Source organism: Flavobacterium fluvii (assembly GCF_900129545.1).
Lineage (GTDB): Bacteria > Bacteroidota > Bacteroidia > Flavobacteriales > Flavobacteriaceae > Flavobacterium > Flavobacterium fluvii.
The window spans coordinates 1,174,083-1,192,669 of the sequence record NZ_FQWB01000001.1; the positions used below are offsets into that span (position 1 = coordinate 1,174,083).

Sequence of the window (18,587 nt, forward strand, 5' to 3'; positions counted from 1 at the left end):
CGATTCATTCCAAATGAAAAATCAAAGTTTAACAAATAATATCGACTGGGTTTGTATCATCATCTATATTTTATTGGTGATAATGGGATGGTTGAACATATACTCTTCCTCGTTGTCTTCCATGGATGGTACGTCCGAGAAACAGTTTATATTCATCGTTTTGACAGTTCCATTGATATTTATTTTGCTTTATGTGGATGGCAAGTTTTATGAGAAATACGCCAGTATCATTTATGGAGTTTCCTTGTTGTCATTACTTGGGTTGTTTGCTTTTGGCAAAACCATTGCCGGACAACGCTGTTGGTACGCCTTTGGAAGTTTTACGCTTCAACCGTCAGAATTTGCAAAAGCCGCCACGGCATTGGCATTGGCCAAATATTTAAGCGATACCCAAATCAATTTGAAGGATGTCAATAGGCAAATCCAGGCTTTGGCCATCCTGTTTTTTCCCGTGATGCTCATATTGCCTCAGCCAGACCCGGGGAGTGCCTTGATATACAGTATTTTTATTATTGTTTTATATCGTGAAGGATTGCCTGCTTGGTACGTGTTGACTGGATTTGTTGGTATAGTCCTGTTTATGTTGACGCTTATTTTAGAACCCCAGTATGTTATTCTTATTGCATTAATAGTTATTGTTTTAGTTCATTTCAAGTCAAGATTAGGCGATAGAAACATATTCTTGAGCGGGATTATTTTTGCCCTGATATCTGGATTTGTCTTGTCCGTAAGCTACGTTTTTACTAACGTTTTTAAACAGCACCACCGTGATCGTTTCAATATATTATTGGGAAAATCAGTCGATATGAAAGGGATTGGTTATAATACAAACCAATCGGAGATTGCCATTGGTTCTGGTGGCTGGTTTGGAAAAGGATTTCTGGAAGGAACGCAAACCAAAGGAGGATTCGTGCCGGAACAACACACGGATTATATTTTCACTACCGTAGGCGAGGAATGGGGTTTTCTGGGTTCGCTATTTGTAATTGCTTTGTTTGCCGGCTTGTTGCTTAGAATTATTTACTTGGCCGAAAGACAAAAAACAAAATTCAGCAGGGTTTACGGCTACTGCGTGGCGGGTGTTTTATTCATTCATTTCTTTGTGAACATTGCCATGGTCGTGGGTGTGTTTCCAACTATTGGTGTACCATTGCCTTTCTTTTCTTATGGAGGTTCCGGACTATGGGGCTTCACCATTCTCCTCTTTATTTTTATAAAGATGGATGCCAATAAGGTAAATGAGTGGTAGTTTTTAGTTAAAACTCCAAGCTTTGTAATCGCTGTTTTTCTCCAAACTGTTTTCGATTTTATCTTCCAATTTTGGAAAGAAATCAATTCCAGTCATTTTTTCGAGACTATCTACTGTAACTACAAAATCATATAATGGTTTGTCGCTGTTTTTGCTTGGAACCAAAAAAGCAATCATTCTGTATTGACCATTGTAATTGTCCAACAAAATTTTGTAAAAATAATTGGGAATGGACACTTTCTCTTTGCCAATTGTTTTCAAAGAAGGTTGTAAAATCCCTCCTGTAATCACGTAAATGCCATCGTATTTGGTTGCCCAATAACGAACTTTTTGTTCCAATCTATTCCAAACGCCACCGTTGAAATTGTGCAATTGTGGGGAAATATTCGAGGTAAAAAAGGTGTCGTTGTAGGCATTAAGATCAAATTCCATATCGCCGGCCGGACAAAGATGTCCTTTGTCATAACCTGATTTTTTGTAATTTCGCCAATCTGCCGAGCCTGTTTTTACCTTTGGGTCTTCAATAAAATAGGGTCTTTTGAAATTATTGCTTCTCACGTAACTTTTTTTCAATTCATAAGCGACCCACTCCGCCTGTTCGTGTTTTTCGCTGTAGGACAACGTATAATAAGCGTGTTGGATGATTTGATTCGTGGTTGACGTGGGCAAGAAATTAAAGGCTCGATTTTGTTTTTGAATTTCATTTCCAGAATTGTCGGACGAGAAGTCAAATGCCGAAAAAGATCCCAAAAGAAAAGCCATAATTATCCCAAAACTAAAAACGCTCCAGAAATTTTTTTTCAATTTCTGGAGCGCAATAGCAGTTAATACCTGTTTTATTCTATTCATTACTGTAAGTAATCCTTATTTAGCTAGTTCTTTTTTCTTTATTGCCACAGGGACACTTTTTTTGACAACTGGTTTAAATTGTAAATCATCCAAGATATTTAATGCTTCTTCCACATAAATATCTTTAGATAAACTTTCGTGCCATCTTTCTCTTTTTTCTTTAAGAGAAGCATCTTTTTCCATGGCTTCAGCTTCTTGAGGCAAAGAAGTAAACTTCAAATGATAATCATAATTGGCTATCGCTTTGAATTTTTTTGCACTATCTTCTATGGCTTTTTGATTCGTTTTAAAATCCTCCATTTTCAGGCTATACAAATTTTCGTTGCTTCTTTTGTCAATCCATTTTGCATTTTCTTCGATCAATTTAAACTGCGGGTTCTGTGCAATTCTTTTTTTGCTTTCTGCAATTGCTTTCTCAAAATTTGCGTTGTTTTTCCATACTTTATAAGGTGCGGGATCTATTTTGTCCCAAGGCATCGCAGAATCAACATCTCGCTCTCCCATTTTTAAGTAGGCGTATTTGTCCGGCATGACAATGTCACTGCTTACTCCTTCGAGTTGGGTTGAACCTCCATTTATTCTATAAAATTTTTGGGTAGTGGTTTTTAATGCTCCCAAGTCTCCGGTGCTGCTACTGCGAACAAATTTATTCAAATCAATCACGTTTTGAACCGTTCCTTTACCATAGGTTTGTTTGCTGCCAACAATGATTCCTCTTTTGTAATCTTGAATGGCTGCTGCCAAAATTTCGGAAGCCGAGGCAGAAAAACTATTGACCATAATTACCAATGGCCCATCCCATTCAATCTTTTTGTCCCTGTCATACAAAACTTCTTTTTGTTTGTCTGCTGATTTAATCTGCACGATTGGTCCTTGCTCGATGAATAGTCCAGCGATATCCACAACTGTCGATAGCGAACCACCTCCATCATCACGAACGTCAAGTACAATTCCGTTTACACCCGCTTTTTTCAAAGATTCCACTTCGGCGGCAATGTCTTTTCCGGCATCTCTACCATCGGCATTTTCGAAATCAATGTAGAATTTAGGCAAATAAATCACGCCATATTTCACGCCATTTCTTTCCACGACACTTGACTTCGCATAAGTTTCTTCAATTTCCACGATGTCTCTTACGATTGAAATAGTTTTGATGGTGCCATCCACTTTTTTTACGGTAAGACGAACCTCGGAACCTTTTGGTCCTTTAATTTTTTTGACCACATCATCTAGACGCATCCCGACAACGTCAAGAGGTTGTCCATTTCCTTGGCCTACTTTCATGATGACATCACCGGCTTCCAATTGTTTTCCTCTCCAAGCGGGTCCTCCTGAAATAAGTTCGGTGATTTCAGTAAAGTCATTTTTCTTTTGAAGACGTGCTCCAATTCCTTCGAATTTTCCGCTAATGCTCACGTCAAAACGTTCTTTTTCCTCAGGTGGAAAATAATTGGTGTGCGGGTCAAAACGGGCCGTGATGGAGTTGATGTAGATTGAAAACCAATCATCTCTGGTTAATTCCTTCATGAATCCAAAATATTCATCCAATGATTTCAAGGAACTTTCACGGGTAATTTTTTCTAATTCTTCAATAGATTTTGATTTTCCATCCGAAGGTTTTTCTGTTTTTTCTTTCTCTTTTTCTGCAACATTGATATTGTCAACAAATTCACCTGGTTTTAATTCTTCAGAAATATTTTTGCCGTCTTTGTCGACAATTCCTTTTTCTTTGTTTTCTTGAATTTTCAAGCGATCTGTCAACGACGAAAGTGTTGACAACTTGAGTTGTTTGCGCCATCTTTCTTTTAATTCGGCTGCATTTTTGGCATAAGGAGCTTTTTCGTAATCCGTGTTGAATGTTTCGTCAACAGAATAATCAAAAGGCGTGCTCAAAATGACTTTGTACAAACTTTTGCCTTGTTCCATTCTTTTAATCAAACGCTCGTATGTAAGATTGAAAAAAGACAAGTCTTTATTCAGTAATTGGTCATCAAGCTGTGTTTCATATTTTGAAAATTCGTCAATGTCGGATTGCATAAAAAACCTTTTGGATGGATCCAATGCTTGAATGTAGTCCTTATAAATTCCTTTGGAAAAGGTGTCGTCAATTAATGCAGGACTATAATGCCCTTTTTCGATAACAAATGTCAATAATTCCAACAGCATTTTATCTTTTCCAGGATCGACACTTTTGGCGGAATTATTTCTAAATGCAAATAGAGTTACCGAAAGCAAAACCACGGCAAGAAGTATTTTATAATTTCTTTTCATAAAATCAATAATAGTATTCATAGTATATTTAAAAAAACTAAATTACGGTAAAAACCATGCCAACAAATACAGCGCCCGCATAAATTTTTGTTAAAGATATAAAATTGTTTTTTTTGTTTTGGGTTTAATCTTCGAACTGGATTAATTTTGTTTCTTTGTTTGCTGGAAATCACCACGTTTTTATTTGCAATTTAACAATACTAAATTTGATAAAATATACAATGAAAAAAGACAAACCTTTAATCTTGGTAACCAATGACGATGGGATTTCTGCTCCGGGAATTCGTGCATTAATCGCTGTTATGGCAGAAATTGGAACGGTTGTGGTCGTGGCTCCGGATAGTCCGCAAAGTGCCACCGGACATTCCATTACCATAAATGACACCTTGTATATCAACAAAATTTCCAAAGATAATGATGTCATTGCAGAATACAGTTGCTCGGGTACTCCGGTTGATTGCGTGAAATTGGCAGTCAATGAAGTCATAAAAAGAAAGCCGGATTTGTGCGTCTCAGGTGTGAACCACGGCTCTAATTCATCTATAAACGTGATTTATTCCGGAACGATGAGTGCCGCCGTCGAAGCGGGAATCGAAGGAATCCCGGCTATCGGTTTCTCTTTGCTGGATTACGATTGGAATGCCGATTTCGAACCCATAAAATCATTTATAAGAAGTATTACTTTAGAAGTTTTGGAAAAAGGACTTCCGGAAAGCGTGGTTTTGAACGTGAATTTTCCGAAATTAGGTGAAAAAGAAATTAAAGGAATAAAAATTTGTCGTCAGGCAAAAGCACTTTGGATGGAGAAATTCGACAAACGAAAAACGCCGCAAGGACGAGATTACTATTGGCTCACCGGAGAATTTGTCAATCAAGACCATGGCGAAGACACTGACGAATGGGCGCTGGCCAATGGTTATATTTCAGTGGTTCCGGTGCAGTTTGATTTAACCGCACATCACGCTATACAAAAACTTAACACTTGGAACTGGAATGAATAAAACGGATATATTGATAGGTTTCGTGATAGGAATTTTGGCTTCCCTGTTGGGCAGTTTTCTTTTTATCAAATTTTTTACGGCTTTTGATTTTATGGAAGGTGTTGAATCCATGAAATTCGAAGGAAGACTGGGTAAATTAATTACATTGGGATCCATCCTTGATTTGGTCGCTTTTGGTGTTTTGCTGAAATTGGACAAGGAAATGATGGCTCGTGGCGTAATTTTGGCCGTTATTGTAATCACGATTATCACTTTATTTGCATAAATTTATGCGACAAACAACCCATTAAAAACAAAAATGAAACGAGCTCGCATAATTTCAAACATCAAAGAAATGGTTTTTTGCGAGTTCCATCTGACCATTGAAAAGCAATAAAAATAAACAGATGAAATACTACATTATAGCAGGAGAAGCTTCGGGAGATTTGCATGGAGCCAATTTGATGAAGGCCTTGTACAAGGAAGATCCCAATGCTGACATTCGGTTTTGGGGAGGTGACTTGATGCAAAAAGTAGGCGGCACTTTGGTAAAACATTATCGTGATTTGGCTTTTATGGGTTTTGTGGAAGTATTGTTTCACTTGAAAACCATTTTGAACAACATTAAAATTTGCAAAAAAGACATAAACGATTTTCAACCGGACGTGATTATTTTTATCGATTATCCCGGATTCAATTTACGTATTGCAAAATGGGCAAAAGAGCAAGGTTTGAAAACCCATTATTATATTTCTCCACAAATTTGGGCTTGGAAAGAGAATCGAATTACCGAAATCAAACGTGATGTCGATAAAATGTACGTGATTCTGCCTTTCGAGAAGGATTTTTATGAAGGCAAACATCATTTTCCGGTTGAATTTGTGGGACATCCACTGATTGATGCCATCCATAATCATCCGGCAATGGATGCTGCTGTTTTCAGGAAAGAAAATCAATTGAACGAAAAACCCATCATTGCCATTTTGCCGGGCAGCCGCAAGCAGGAAATTACCAAAATGCTTTCGGTGATGTTGAGCGTGGTCAATGATTTTCCTGATTATCAATTCGTGATTGCCGGTGCGCCAAGCCAGGAATTTTCTTTTTATGAAGGTTTTATAACCAATGAAAATATCAAATTTGTCTCGAACAAGACCTATGATTTATTGGGCAATGCCACGGCGGCATTGGTCACTTCGGGAACGGCAACGCTCGAAACGGCTCTTTTCAAAGTGCCGGAAGTGGTTTGTTATAAAGGCAGCATGATTTCATACCAAATAGCCAAACGCATCATTACCCTAAAATATATTTCCTTGGTCAACCTGATTATGGACAAGGAAGTTGTTACCGAATTGATTCAAGACGGTTGCAGTACAAAACGCATTCGGGAAGAGTTGAAAAAAATCACGGAACCGGGTTATCGCCAAAACCTTTTGGAAAAATACGAGATTTTGGAAGAAAAATTGGGAGGCATCGGCGCGAGCGAAAAAACAGCCAAATTGATTGTGGGAGATTTGAAATAATTTACTTTTTTGAAACATAAAATTTAGTAAGGTTATTTCGGACTAAAAATTGTTTACTTTTATGATTATGAAAGTATTACAATTTCCTTTGGCGAGAATTACGATTGGTTTTTTGGCCGGAATTCTGGTGGCGCATTACTTCAAGCCGAGTGTTTTCTTCGTGTTTTTACCGCTTTTTGTCGCTTTTTGTGCATTCGTAATTGTTTATTTTGTATCGAAACGGAATGCCGTAAACCCAATCTATTTTGGTTTGGCAACCTATTTTCTTGCTTTTGGAATTGGCGCAAGCAACCAAATCATCCACACCGATTCTTTTCAATCCAATAATTATATTCACGAGAAATCTATTTTTGATGAACCCCATTTGCTGTCGGTAACTGTTCGAGAAAAGCTGCGAAGTTCCAGTTTCAACGACCGTTATGTTGTACTTGTAAATCAAATTGACGATTCAGAGAAAACAGGTAGAGTTCTCTTGAATATTCGAAAAGACAGCTTGAATCATTCCTTCGAAATTGGAACTCATTTGCAAATCCAAGGGAGTTTATACGAAAACACTCCAGCAAAAAATCCGAACCAGTTTGATTATGGGAAATACCTCGAAAACAAACAAATTTATGCACAAGTTTATGTCGATGCTTCCGAAATCAAAATAGGTTCCATCATCGAAAAAGATGTTTGGTATTATACGTCGAAATTGCGTGCAAAAATCATTCGAAATTTGGAGAAAAGCAATTTCCACAAAGCCGAATTGCACGTTGCCGTTGCCTTGATTTTAGGGCAACAACAAGATATTTCGCCAGAGATTATCAAGGATTATCAATATGCTGGAGCAGTGCATATTTTGTCGGTGTCGGGATTGCATATCGGGTTTGTTTTGTTTTTCGTGACTTTTCTTCTGAAACCTTTTCCCAATACTAGGCGGGGTTCATTTATCAAGTTGATTATCATTTTGGTTTCACTTTCCACTTTTGGCCTGATTGCTGGATTGGCTCCATCGGTCCTTCGCTCGGTTACGATGTTTTCGTTTGTCGCCATCGGAATGTATTTGAGGAGAAGCACCAATATTTTCCACACTTTGTTGGTTTCGATGTTGCTTATTTTGTTGTTTCAACCTTCATTTTTGTTTGATGTGGGATTTCAATTGAGTTATCTCGCCTTGTTTTTTATCCTTTGGTTGCAACCGTTGTTGTCGGGTCTTTGGTCTCCAAAAAATAAAATAGTCAATTACTTTTGGGAAATATTGACTGTTTCTTTTGCGGCACAAATTGGTGCTTTTCCGTTGAGTATTTACTATTTCCACCAGTTTCCTGGATTATTTTTTGTGACGAACTTGGTCATTATTCCGTTTTTGAGCGTGATAATGGGCTTGGGTGTTTTGGTGATGGTTTTGGCGGCATTCGATTTTGTTCCAGTTTTCTTTGCCAAACCATTGGAGTGGAGCATTTACATTTTGAACAAAATCATCAATTCGATTGCTTCGTTGGAGCAATTTATCATTCGGGATATTCCGTTCAATTGGCAGTTGTTGTTGAGTCTGTATTTATTGATTGTTGCCACGATTGTTTGGTTCAAGAAACCAAGTTTCAACAGATTGGTTTTGGCATTGATTGGTGTAATTATTTTTCAAATGACTTATTTTCAAACGCATTGGACAATTCAAAGCCAAAAAGAATTGGTTGTTTTCAATTCGAAAAAATCTACTTTGATTGCAGAACGCAATGGGGACAACATCACTTTGTATGCCAATGACAGTCTTTTGAAAACGGCACTAAAAAATAAAACCCTGACTTCTTATTCTATGGGGAATTTCAGCAGTTTGAAAATCAAAAAAAGATTGCAGAACCTGATTTATTTTAATGGAAATAAAATCTTGATTATGGATAGTTTAGGTGTTTATCCAAATGTTCATCCGGATATTGTCGTGGTTACCCAGTCTCCCAAAATAAATTTCGAACGTTTTTTACAAGTCGCCAAGCCTAAAGCAGTTGTGGTTGATGCCTCGAATTTCTGGACCATTCAAAAATTGTGGAGAGCCAGTTGCCTAAAAGAGAAAATCCCTTTTCACGCTACTGGCGAAAAGGGATTTTATAGATTGGATTGAAATTATTTGTTTTTCAATATTTCATTGGCAACATTCAACCAAGCCGAAGGACCACCGGCTACATAGCCCGTTTTTCCTAGACCGGTATAACTTGGTTTGCCATTTTTTATCTTGGCCGTGGCAAAGTAAACGGTAGGATATCCTTGGATTCCGAATATTTGTTGTAAATCGTTGTTTTGAGTTTTTATTGCATCGGATTGTTGTTTGGCATTTGGGAAATCCAATTCCACCAGAACAACATTTTTCTTTGCCCATTTAGTAAATTCGGGGGTTTTCAATACTTCTTTTTGCAAACGGATGCACCATCCACACCAATCGCTACCGGTAAAAAAAAGCAACATCGGTTTCTTGGTTTTATTGGAAACGCTTATGGCAGTGTTGATGTCGGTTTCCCATTTTAGCTCTTGAGCCTCAACTGCAAAAGAACCTAAAAATACTAATAATGTTATAAATACTTTTTTCATTTTTATGTGATTTTTAAAATTTTTATCCAAAAATAATGCCATTATTTTACTCCGTGCATTAATTTTTTGATGACAGGCGACATCACAATGGCAAAGATGCCCACCACAATTGAAATCAGTGTCAACATCCAAAAGAAATAACTCAATCCGTGTTCGTTGGCAATTTTATCGATGTTCTCGCCAAACATTCCTGCTCCCTTCATTCCAATTGCAACCGCAAGATACCAAACTCCAAACATAAATGCAATCATTCTGGCTGGAACCAGTTTACTCACGTTCGACAGTCCAACGGGTGAAATACACAATTCGGACATGGTGTGAAAAAGATAAACCAGAATCAACCAAATCATGCTCACCGAAGCCGTTTTGGCTCCAGGTTCGATGTCTTTTGCTCCAAATGCCACGCAAGCCATTCCCAATGCCAGCAATGCCATTCCTATTCCGTATTTGAAATTCACCGAAGGGTTGTATTTGCTTTCCCACCATTTGGAAAACAAGGGGGCGAGCGAAATAATGAACAAGGAATTCAAGGTAGAAAACCAGGTTGCAGCCACTTCCGTCAAAGGCTCGGTTACTTTGTCTATTTTTAAAAATTCCAATGTTCCGTCAGACAAGGACAAATAACCTGCGGTATAATAATCTTTCGCCAACATCCAAAGGGCGATTGCCCAAATAATGACGAAACTGGTGCTTAAAATCACTGATGCCAAGGTGTATTGTTTGAAAGTTTGCTTAAACAACAATGTCAATACCCAGGTGATAATGGCCAATGGCAAAATGGTAATCAAGGAATTGATCACCAAAAAAATTACGCTCCAATTGCCTACCAAAACACGATTGGTGTAATCGGCGGCAAAAATGGTTAAACTGTTTGGTGATTGTTCGAATATCGCCCAGAAGAAAATGGTTAGAAACGCAAAAAAGGTAACCGCCATCAGCTTTTCTTTCGTGATTTTTGAATATTGGGTAAATCGGTAAGCAAGCAAAATAATAAATAAAACCAATGCCGTAACGATGGCAATGGAGTTTCCGTTTTCACCCAGAAATCCGAAAACATCTATTTTTCCTCCAGAAATTTTTGAAACAGGTGCATTCAAAATCCACAACAATCCCAAAGTAGCCATTATGGCAATTAATCCCAGTTGTATTGGCGTGAACGGATTTCTTGTGTCGGTGTCAGCTGCTTGTACTTTTGCCTTGCTTTCTGCGCTTGGTTTTAAGCCAATTTCTCCAAAGATGTTTTGGGACAACCAAAATTGCAACATCCCGAAGAACATGAAAATCCCGGCCAGACCGAAACCGTAACTCCAGCCCACTTTTTCGCCCAAATAGCCACAAAGCAAGATTCCGAAGAAAGCGCCGGCATTGACACCCATATAAAAAAGCGTGTAAGCTCCGTCTTTTTTCTCGGGACGGTCTTTGTACATTTCGGAAATGATGGAAGTCATGTTGGGTTTGAAAAATCCATTGCCAAAAACCAACAACACCAATCCCAGATAAATGGAAAATTCTGTTTCCACCGCCATGGAAGCATGTCCCAAAGTCATCAGGCAAGCTCCAACAACAACGGCCCAACGAAAACCAATGATTTTATCGGCAAAATAACCGCCCAACATCGTGGACAAATATACCAGTCCCACATAAGAACCAAATAGGGAGGAAGCGTTTTCTCGGCTCCATTCCCAACCTCCATCCATGGCCGAAGCCGTCAAGAACAAAATAAGCAGGGAGCGCATTCCGTAGAAGGAGAATCGTTCCCACATTTCGGTAAAAAACAGGACAAATAATCCAGATGGATGTCCTAAAACAGGGTTCTTGAAAAATTGGTCTGTGGTGTTTTGAGTCATATAATTTTATTTTACTTCCTGCATTAATTTTTTTACCAAAGGGGAGATCAATATCAACAACAATCCTGCAATCAATGCGTAGATTGCCAATTGCTGGTATCCATCGGCATAGGTATTTAATTTTTCTAAATTGGTTGCGTCTTTTGAAGCTTCTGCAATGTTTGCTCCCAATAATCCAGCGAAATATTGTCCGTAAGCACTCGCTAAAAACCACATTCCCATAATTACGGCCTGTAGCTTTTGTGGAGATAATTTGGTCATTACCGACATTCCAATTGGGGACAAACACAATTCGCCAAAAGTAATGACAAACCAACCAAAAGTGAATAAGTTTAATGACGTTTTGCCGTCAGGTCCAGCAAAGAATTTAGTGTAATAGAATATCCAAAAACCAGCAGCAAGCAATATAAATCCTAAACCAAATTTAACAACTGTATTGGGTTCAATTTTCTTTTTTGCCATCCAAATCCATAGAATTCCGAGCCATCCAGCAAAGATAATTACAAATAAAGCTCCAGAAGAATTATTTACTCCATTTGGATCAACCTCGATACCAAGAAGTTTATTCTGTAAATTATTGGTGGCAAACAAACTTAACGACCCTCCACTTTGCTCATAGAATGCCCAAAAGAAAATGGAGAAAATGATAAATACCAAAGCAGCAAATAGTTTCTTGACCTGCACTGCCGAAAGATTTCGCATTTCATAAAACAAGTACAAGATGGAAGCCGGGCCAATTATCATCATGAAATAATCAGTGTAAACCGTATTGGCAACCATCAAAATGATGATGGGAATTAGTATTAACGAACCGATGTAAGTCAAAACTTCGTATACTTTTCTTTTGGTTTTTTCGACATTGACCAATGGAGACAATCCAATTTCTCCCAAACTTTTTTGTGTTTGAGTGAATGTCAATAAACTAATAACCATTACTATGGCGGCGAAACCAAAAGCGTAGTTCCAGCGAAGATGTTCCGGAACAAATCCCGTCCAAAGATTTCCATTGGCAACTGCGATACAAACATAACCGCCTAATAGCGCACCCAGATTGATTCCGGCGTAGAAAAGAGAAAAACCGGCATCCCGTCTAACATCGCCGTCTTTATATAACTGTCCCACTATGGAAGAAATATTGGGCTTAAAAAAACCTGTTCCAACGATAGAAAAACCAATTCCGGTGAAAAACAGCTCTTTTGGACTAACGGCCAAAATCACGCTTCCAATAATCATTAAAATTCCTCCCCAAAAAAGTGATTTTCTAAGCCCTAGAATTTTGTCGGCAAACAATCCGCCAATAAAAGGGAACGCATAAGTCCAGGCTTGTAATGCACCATATTGCAAATTGGTTGTGGTTTCATCCATGTTCAGCTGGCTGACCATAAAAACGGCCAACATTCCGCGCATTCCGTAAAAACTGAAACGTTCCCACATTTCGGAGAAAAACAAATACCACAATTGTTTTGGGTACTTTCCTTCAAAATTTTGTATTTGCTCGATAGTTAAATTTTGCTCCATAATTTTAATTGATTCCTTTTTCTCTCATTACTTTATTCAGGTTTTTTACCAAGGCGAACATTATCAAGGTTGCAAACATCAATAGGCAGAAATTTACCCAAAAGAAATTGGCTTTGTCATCATAAGTGTCCCACATGCTGGCCAAAACGCCACTTAATTTGTTTCCGATTGACGTAGACAAAAACCAGCCACCCATCATCAAGGCCGTTATGTTTTTTGGACTTAATTTAGAGACTACCGACAATCCCATTGGACTCAGGAATAATTCTCCAATGGTGATTACGCCATAATTGGCGACTAGCCACCAAACGGAAACTTTCTCGGTGCCGTTATTTCCAATGTGGACTGCGGCAACCATTATTAAAACCGACAAGGCAGAAATTAATAATCCGAAGGCAATTTTTGTGGGTGTTGAAGGTTCTTTTTTTCGGGTTCTTAAAAAGGTAAAAAATGCCACGACCAAAGGAGTCAATATAATTACCCAACCCGGATTGATGGATTGGCTTAGATTGGTAGCCCAAACACTTATTTTACTTCCTTCTTGAGGTAGTTTTTCTTTGGACACATTTCTAAAATAGATGGGGTAATCGTCTACTTTTACAACCTCGCCATTTTCTTTTTGAAGTCGGAATTTGGCATCGTATAGTTCTGTGGATGCTTTTTCATAAGTGATTTCTTTTGACTGTACCAATGTTGAAAATACTTTTTCTGTTGTTCCGGTAACTTCCCTGTCCGTGTATCTGTCTGCCCAAGTTGTCAACGCGGAACCATTCAATTTAAAAACCGCCCAGAATAAAATAACAACCGCAAAAATGGAAAGTAGTGCCCCAATTGGTCTTTTGTCTTGCTCTTTGGCCTTGAAATAAAGGCTTCCGTAAAAGAAAATAATCGGGATACATGCAAAAACGAAAGCGTCTGTACTGTCTGAACCAAAAATGTAGCTGGCAGGATTGGCGTCGGATGTAGTGCCTTTTAAAAACCAGCCAATTATACCAAAAATAACCGATGGCAACAAGATGAAAAGAACAATTCTTAAAAATGACATATCGCCTTCCTGTGTTCCTTTTTTATGGTCGTAACCTGCATAATGTTTTGTTCCCAAAAGAAAAACGATGACGCCTATAAACATTCCTATTCCAGCTGCCATAAAAGCATAATGCCAGCCCAAAAGAATTTGCAAGGCTGCTCCAAAAAAGTTGCAGATAAATGCCCCAATATTTATTCCCATATAGAAAATATTGTAGCCTTCGTCTTTTTTGTCAAGATATTCTTCTTTGGAATAAAAATTTCCCAAAAGGGTGGAAATATTGGGTTTGAAAAAACCATTGCCCACAATAACCAAAGTCATGGCCGTGTAGAGCATTGGCAAACTGTGAATTCCCATCATGAAATAGCCTACACCCATCATTAACCCTCCAATCACGATGGATTTTCGATAGCCCAAATACCTGTCGGCAACCAAGCCGCCTATGAAAGGTGTCAAGAAAACCAAAGCGATAAAAGTTCCGTATAAGTCAGAAGCTTCTTTTTCGGTCATGGCAAAGCCAGCTTCGACATCTTTCAGGTATAGCGTAAAAATACCTATCATTAAATAATAACCGAAACGTTCCCACATTTCGGACAAAAACAAATAAGGCAATGCTTTTGGGTGATTTTTCCACATAAATGAATGGTATTAAAAAACAAACCTACAAGATGCTCGTAGGTTTGAAAGGTATAAAAAAATAATTAAACGGTTTATCTATTCTCAACTTCTAAATCAACGCCTTCAACGTGGTCATTGTGCATGCGTTTTTCCAACCAAGAACTTAGCACAAATAATATTGCGGCAGCAACACCGGACATAATAATAAACAACACAAAAAACTCGTAGAGATTGGTAATTTGGAAACCTAGAAAATGTGTAGCGCCACCTTTTCCATCTTCACCACCAGGAATCAGGGCACTTAATGTACCGGCAAATTTATTGGCGGCAGCATTGGCCAAAAACCATGTTCCCATCATCAGTGAAGATAAACGCAATGGAGCCAATTTTGAAACCATTGACAATCCGATTGGTGACAGGCACAATTCTCCCATTGTATGGATGATATATAGTGCAAACAACCAACTCATTGAGACTTTATCGCCAACTCCCAATCCTTTTACTGCTATTGCTATAACAACATAACCCAGGGCAACTAAACCTAAACCAATGGCCATCTTTTTTGGAGATGATGGTTCTAATTTTCTAGTGTATAAAAACCCCCAAATAATAGAAAAAATTGGAGCTAAAATAATTACGGCCAATGGATTTACTGACTGAAACCAACTTGCTGGAAACTCACTTTTTGCAAAATCTGCAATCATTCCTGTTGCAAACAATGCAATTAATATTACACTCACAGCACCTATAACAATTAATCCTGTTTTCTTTGACCAGTCAAAAAACCACGCTAACCCTTTTGATAAAAAATAAGTACCTACTAATCCTACAATCAAAATTAACCAAGCTGGAATGTTAATAGCTACATTTCTATTTACTTGTCTATCAGCAAATAAAGTCAATGATGCTCCGGCTTGCTCGAATGCTCCCCAAAAGAAGATAACGAAAAAAGCAAGAATAAAAATTACCGTGATTCTTTGGGTTTCTATTTTGGTTAAACTTTTATCGGTGAAGATGATGATTGGCATTGCAATCATGGCACCATAAATGAAATAACTAATGATGTCCACATCGCTTCTGAACATTTGCTTGAAGTTCAGCATAAAAAAGATGATTGCAATAGAACCTATTATCATTCCTATGCTTTTTGCATCCAGTTTTTTTACCGGTAAACCAATCTCTTTTCCTTCTTCAGAAATAAGGTATTTTTTTTGTCCAAGTATAAAAGCAACCAACCCAATCAACATTCCAACTCCGGCTGCCAGGAATCCCCATTTGAAATCCATGGAACCGCAAACGAGTGGGGAAAAGAAAGCACCAAGGTTAATTCCCATATAGAAAATGGTGAATGCACTATCAATCCTTCTGTCATTGGCAGGATAAAGTTGTCCAACCATTGTGGAAATATTGGGTTTGAAGAAACCATTACCAATGATTATTGCTGTTAAACCCATCCACATTATGGAAACTCCACCATTGACTCCAAGCGATGCGCTAAAAAACATGCAGAATTGTCCAATTGCCATTAATAGTCCACCAATAATGATACTTCGTCTATTTCCTAAAAATTTATCGCACAAATAACCTCCCAACAAAGGAGTTAAATAAACCAATCCCGTATAGCTTCCATATATTTGGGAGGCATCGGCATCTTTCATCAATAATATTTTGGTCATGAAGAGAATAAAGATTGCCCTCATTCCATAATAACTGAATCGTTCCCACATTTCTGTGAAGAATAAGAAATACAATCCTTTAGGATGTCCTGTTTTTACTTGAGTTTCACTCATTTTATTAATTTTGGTTAATGTTATCTTGTGCGTTGTTTTTATAAAAACTGGCTTTATATAAGAACTGTCAATTTTAGTGAAAAATTTACAATTATTTCACGTTTTGAGTGTTAAATGTTAGAAAATTATTAATAAATGTTTCTAGGACAATTAATCCATCCAAAAAGTAAAAAGCTGAAAAGCAGTTGTTCGAAAATTGGGAAGTGTTCCAACTTTTCTTGATTTTTTGGATTCCTTTTTCTGAACCAAAAAGGCAAAAAAAAAAAATCCCGATTATCTCGGGATTTTTTTTTATCTAATATTGTTGTTTTGAATCAAATCAATATACAAATTGATGGAATCTTTCAGGTCTTTTCTTGGAGTGATAAAATCCAGGAAGCCGTGTTCAAGAACAAATTCGGCAGTTTGAAAGCCTTCCGGCAAATCTTTTCCGGTGGTGTCTTTCACCACTCGAGGACCAGCAAAACCAATCAAGGCTCCAGGTTCAGATATGTTGATGTCGCCCAACATGGCGTATGAAGCGGTTGTTCCTCCTGTTGTAGGATCGGTACACAAGGAAATGTATGGAATTTTTGCTTCGGATAATTGTGCCAGTTTTACCGAGGTTTTGGCCAATTGCATCAACGAATAAGCTGCTTCCATCATTCTGGCTCCGCCTGATTTCGAAATCATTACAAATGGAACATTGTTTTTGATGGAATAATCGATTCCGCGAACAATTTTTTCACCCACAACTGCTCCCATAGATCCTCCAATAAAGGCAAAATCCATGCAACAAACCACTAATTCTTTTCCTTTAGATTTTCCAACGCCTGTGCGAACCGCATCTTTCAATTTGGTTTTTGCCATAACGTCTTTCAAACGATCGGAATATTTTTTTGTGTCCACAAAATGCAAAGGATCTTTGGAAGACATTTTTGCATCCAGTTCAACGAATTCATTGTTGTCAAACAATATTTCAAAATATTCGGCACTGCCAATTCTTACATGAAAACCATCTTCTGGGCTAACCCATAGATTTCGTGCCAATTCTTCGGCATCAATAACTTTTCCTGTAGGTGATTTGTACCAAAGTCCTTTTGGGACGTCCATTTTGTCTTCGGTAGCCGTTGTAATTCCTTTCGTTGTTCTTTTAAACCAAGCCATGTTTTGTATTTTAGATTTACAAAAAGAGATATCCGATTTACGAATATATCATAAATCGGATATCATAAATTGTATATTATAGTGTATTCACGTTGTTCAAATCAGCAAACGCTTGTTCCAATCTGGCGTTGAATGTAGCTTCGCCTTCACGCAACCATTTTCTTGGGTCGTAATATTTTTTGTTTGGAGCATCGGCACCAGTTGGGTTTCCTATTTGAGTTTTTAGGTAATCAATATTGTTTACCATAAAGTCGCGAATACCTTCGGTAAGTGCAAATTGCAAGTCGGTATCGATATTCATTTTCACTACACCGTAGCTAATTCCTTCCCTGATTTCTTCCAATGTAGAACCAGAACCTCCGTGGAAAACGAAATCAACTGGATTTGGACCGGTGTTGAATTTGTTTTGAACATAATCTTGAGAGTTTTTCAAGATTTTTGGAGTCAATTTCACGTTTCCTGGTTTGTAAACCCCGTGAACGTTTCCAAAAGAAGCTGCAATTGTAAAACGTGGACTTATTTTTAATAATTCTTCGTAAGCATAAGATACTTCAGAAGGTTGTGTGTATAATTTTGAACTGTCAACGTCTGAGTTGTCTACACCATCTTCTTCTCCACCAGTGATTCCTAGTTCGATTTCCAATGTCATTCCCATTTTGCTCATTCTTGCCAAATATCCTTTACAGATTTCGATGTTTTCTTCGATAGGCTCTTCGGATAAATCAATCATGTGTGAAGAGAACAATGATTTTCCTGTTTCTGCAAAATGTTTCTCGGAAGCATCCAATAATCCGTCAATCCAAGGCAATAGTTTTTTTGCACAGTGGTCAGTATGTAAAATTACGGTTGCACCATAAGCTTCCGCCAAAGTATGAATATGTTTCGCACCAGCAATACCGCCAGCAATAGCAGCTTTTTCACCAGCATTAGAAAGTCCTTTTCCAGCGTTAAATTGGGCTCCGCCATTTGAAAATTGGATAATAACGGGAGCATTTAGTTTTGCGGCAGTTTCAAGAACACCATTTATCGTGTTTGAACCCGTAACGTTTACTGCGGGAAGTGCAAAACCTTTTTCTTTTGCATATTTGAAAATTTCTTGAACTTGATCTCCTGTAGCCACTCCTGGTTTTATATTGTGTGCCATCGTAATTAATTTAGATTAATTTATTTAGTTAAATTTTTAGACTGCAAAAATAAGAATTAATTA

The 18,587-nt window shown here is 37.8% G+C and carries 14 protein-coding genes; 5 read left to right on the forward strand and 9 right to left on the reverse strand.

The annotated features are described in order from the left end of the window. Nucleotides 1-13 precede the first annotated feature (13 nt). On the forward strand, nucleotides 14-1,249 hold the full coding sequence (gene rodA, locus BUC16_RS04765) for a rod shape-determining protein RodA (protein WP_073368322.1): 1,236 nt from the start codon (nucleotides 14-16) through the stop codon (nucleotides 1,247-1,249). Between the two features lie 3 nt (nucleotides 1,250-1,252). Here rodA and BUC16_RS04770 read toward each other — a convergent pair whose 3' ends face one another. Together BUC16_RS04770 and BUC16_RS04775 are read right to left on the reverse strand one after the other, a co-directional pair. Beyond that, nucleotides 1,253-2,098 (reverse strand): DNA/RNA non-specific endonuclease, encoded by an 846-nt coding sequence (locus tag BUC16_RS04770; RefSeq protein WP_244534339.1) that lies wholly within the window; start codon nucleotides 2,096-2,098, stop codon nucleotides 1,253-1,255. A gap of 15 nt (nucleotides 2,099-2,113) precedes the next feature. Beyond that, the gene (locus BUC16_RS04775; protein ID WP_073368323.1) at nucleotides 2,114-4,390 is read right to left on the reverse strand and encodes a carboxy terminal-processing peptidase; all 2,277 of its coding nucleotides are present in this window, start codon (nucleotides 4,388-4,390) and stop codon (nucleotides 2,114-2,116) included. A 200-nt stretch (nucleotides 4,391-4,590) separates the two neighbouring features. Here BUC16_RS04775 and surE point away from each other — a divergent pair, with 200 nt between their 5' ends. The 4 genes from surE to BUC16_RS04795 all read left to right on the forward strand — a co-directional run bounded on the left by surE (nucleotide 4,591) and on the right by BUC16_RS04795 (nucleotide 8,970). Beyond that, a complete protein-coding gene (gene surE / locus BUC16_RS04780) occupies nucleotides 4,591-5,370 on the forward strand; it encodes a 5'/3'-nucleotidase SurE (RefSeq protein ID WP_073368325.1) in 780 nt (259 codons plus the stop codon). After that, a complete protein-coding gene (locus tag BUC16_RS04785; protein WP_073368326.1) occupies nucleotides 5,363-5,635 on the forward strand; it encodes a hypothetical protein in 273 nt (90 codons plus the stop codon). The genes surE and BUC16_RS04785 overlap by 8 nt, the downstream gene beginning before the upstream one ends. Nucleotides 5,636-5,756: 121 nt before the next feature. After that, entirely contained in the window at nucleotides 5,757-6,869 is a 1,113-nt protein-coding gene (gene lpxB, locus BUC16_RS04790; RefSeq protein WP_073368741.1) for a lipid-A-disaccharide synthase, read from the forward strand. A gap of 67 nt (nucleotides 6,870-6,936) precedes the next feature. Next, complete coding sequence (locus BUC16_RS04795; RefSeq protein ID WP_073368746.1) at nucleotides 6,937-8,970, forward strand: ComEC/Rec2 family competence protein; 2,034 nt, start codon at nucleotides 6,937-6,939, stop codon at nucleotides 8,968-8,970. Nucleotides 8,971-8,972: 2 nt separating this feature from the next. Here BUC16_RS04795 and BUC16_RS04800 read toward each other — a convergent pair whose 3' ends face one another. From BUC16_RS04800 to fbaA, 7 genes are all read right to left on the reverse strand, one after another. After that, a complete protein-coding gene (locus BUC16_RS04800; RefSeq protein ID WP_073368744.1) occupies nucleotides 8,973-9,434 on the reverse strand; it encodes a thioredoxin family protein in 462 nt (153 codons plus the stop codon). Between the two features lie 41 nt (nucleotides 9,435-9,475). Beyond that, nucleotides 9,476-11,281 carry a peptide MFS transporter gene (locus BUC16_RS04805; protein ID WP_073368328.1) on the reverse strand — a complete coding sequence of 602 codons (1,806 nt, stop codon included), beginning with the start codon at nucleotides 11,279-11,281 and terminating at the stop codon, nucleotides 9,476-9,478. A gap of 6 nt (nucleotides 11,282-11,287) precedes the next feature. Next, entirely contained in the window at nucleotides 11,288-12,799 is a 1,512-nt protein-coding gene (locus BUC16_RS04810; RefSeq protein WP_073368330.1) for a peptide MFS transporter, read from the reverse strand. A gap of 4 nt (nucleotides 12,800-12,803) precedes the next feature. Beyond that, the gene (locus BUC16_RS04815) at nucleotides 12,804-14,462 is read right to left on the reverse strand and encodes a peptide MFS transporter (protein ID WP_073368331.1); all 1,659 of its coding nucleotides are present in this window, start codon (nucleotides 14,460-14,462) and stop codon (nucleotides 12,804-12,806) included. 74 nt (nucleotides 14,463-14,536) lie between these two features. Continuing rightward, on the reverse strand, nucleotides 14,537-16,234 hold the full coding sequence (locus BUC16_RS04820; RefSeq protein WP_073368333.1) for a peptide MFS transporter: 1,698 nt from the start codon (nucleotides 16,232-16,234) through the stop codon (nucleotides 14,537-14,539). A 291-nt stretch (nucleotides 16,235-16,525) separates the two neighbouring features. Continuing rightward, the gene (gene accD, locus BUC16_RS04825; RefSeq protein ID WP_073368334.1) at nucleotides 16,526-17,380 is read right to left on the reverse strand and encodes an acetyl-CoA carboxylase, carboxyltransferase subunit beta; all 855 of its coding nucleotides are present in this window, start codon (nucleotides 17,378-17,380) and stop codon (nucleotides 16,526-16,528) included. A gap of 76 nt (nucleotides 17,381-17,456) precedes the next feature. Then, nucleotides 17,457-18,524, reverse strand: coding sequence for a class II fructose-bisphosphate aldolase (fbaA, locus tag BUC16_RS04830; protein ID WP_073368336.1), 1,068 nt, complete (start codon nucleotides 18,522-18,524; stop codon nucleotides 17,457-17,459). Nucleotides 18,525-18,587 lie beyond the last annotated feature (63 nt).

Excerpts from the sequence above, each read along its gene's own strand:
- fbaA (WP_073368336.1), bottom strand. The coding sequence starts at position 18,524 with ATGGCACACAATATAAAACCAGGAGTGGCTACAGGAGATCAAGTTCAA.
- BUC16_RS04820 (WP_073368333.1), bottom strand. The coding sequence starts at position 16,234 with ATGAGTGAAACTCAAGTAAAAACAGGACATCCTAAAGGATTGTATTTC.
- accD (WP_073368334.1), bottom strand. The coding sequence starts at position 17,380 with ATGGCTTGGTTTAAAAGAACAACGAAAGGAATTACAACGGCTACCGAA.
- BUC16_RS04775 (WP_073368323.1), bottom strand. The coding sequence starts at position 4,390 with ATGAATACTATTATTGATTTTATGAAAAGAAATTATAAAATACTTCTT.
- BUC16_RS04805 (WP_073368328.1), bottom strand. The coding sequence starts at position 11,281 with ATGACTCAAAACACCACAGACCAATTTTTCAAGAACCCTGTTTTAGGA.
- BUC16_RS04815 (WP_073368331.1), bottom strand. The coding sequence starts at position 14,462 with ATGTGGAAAAATCACCCAAAAGCATTGCCTTATTTGTTTTTGTCCGAA.
- BUC16_RS04785 (WP_073368326.1), top strand. The coding sequence starts at position 5,363 with ATGAATAAAACGGATATATTGATAGGTTTCGTGATAGGAATTTTGGCT.
- surE (WP_073368325.1), top strand. The coding sequence starts at position 4,591 with ATGAAAAAAGACAAACCTTTAATCTTGGTAACCAATGACGATGGGATT.
- rodA (WP_073368322.1), top strand. The coding sequence starts at position 14 with ATGAAAAATCAAAGTTTAACAAATAATATCGACTGGGTTTGTATCATC.
- lpxB (WP_073368741.1), top strand. The coding sequence starts at position 5,757 with ATGAAATACTACATTATAGCAGGAGAAGCTTCGGGAGATTTGCATGGA.
- BUC16_RS04795 (WP_073368746.1), top strand. The coding sequence starts at position 6,937 with ATGAAAGTATTACAATTTCCTTTGGCGAGAATTACGATTGGTTTTTTG.
- BUC16_RS04810 (WP_073368330.1), bottom strand. The coding sequence starts at position 12,799 with ATGGAGCAAAATTTAACTATCGAGCAAATACAAAATTTTGAAGGAAAG.
- BUC16_RS04800 (WP_073368744.1), bottom strand. The coding sequence starts at position 9,434 with ATGAAAAAAGTATTTATAACATTATTAGTATTTTTAGGTTCTTTTGCA.
- BUC16_RS04770 (WP_244534339.1), bottom strand. The coding sequence starts at position 2,098 with ATGAATAGAATAAAACAGGTATTAACTGCTATTGCGCTCCAGAAATTG.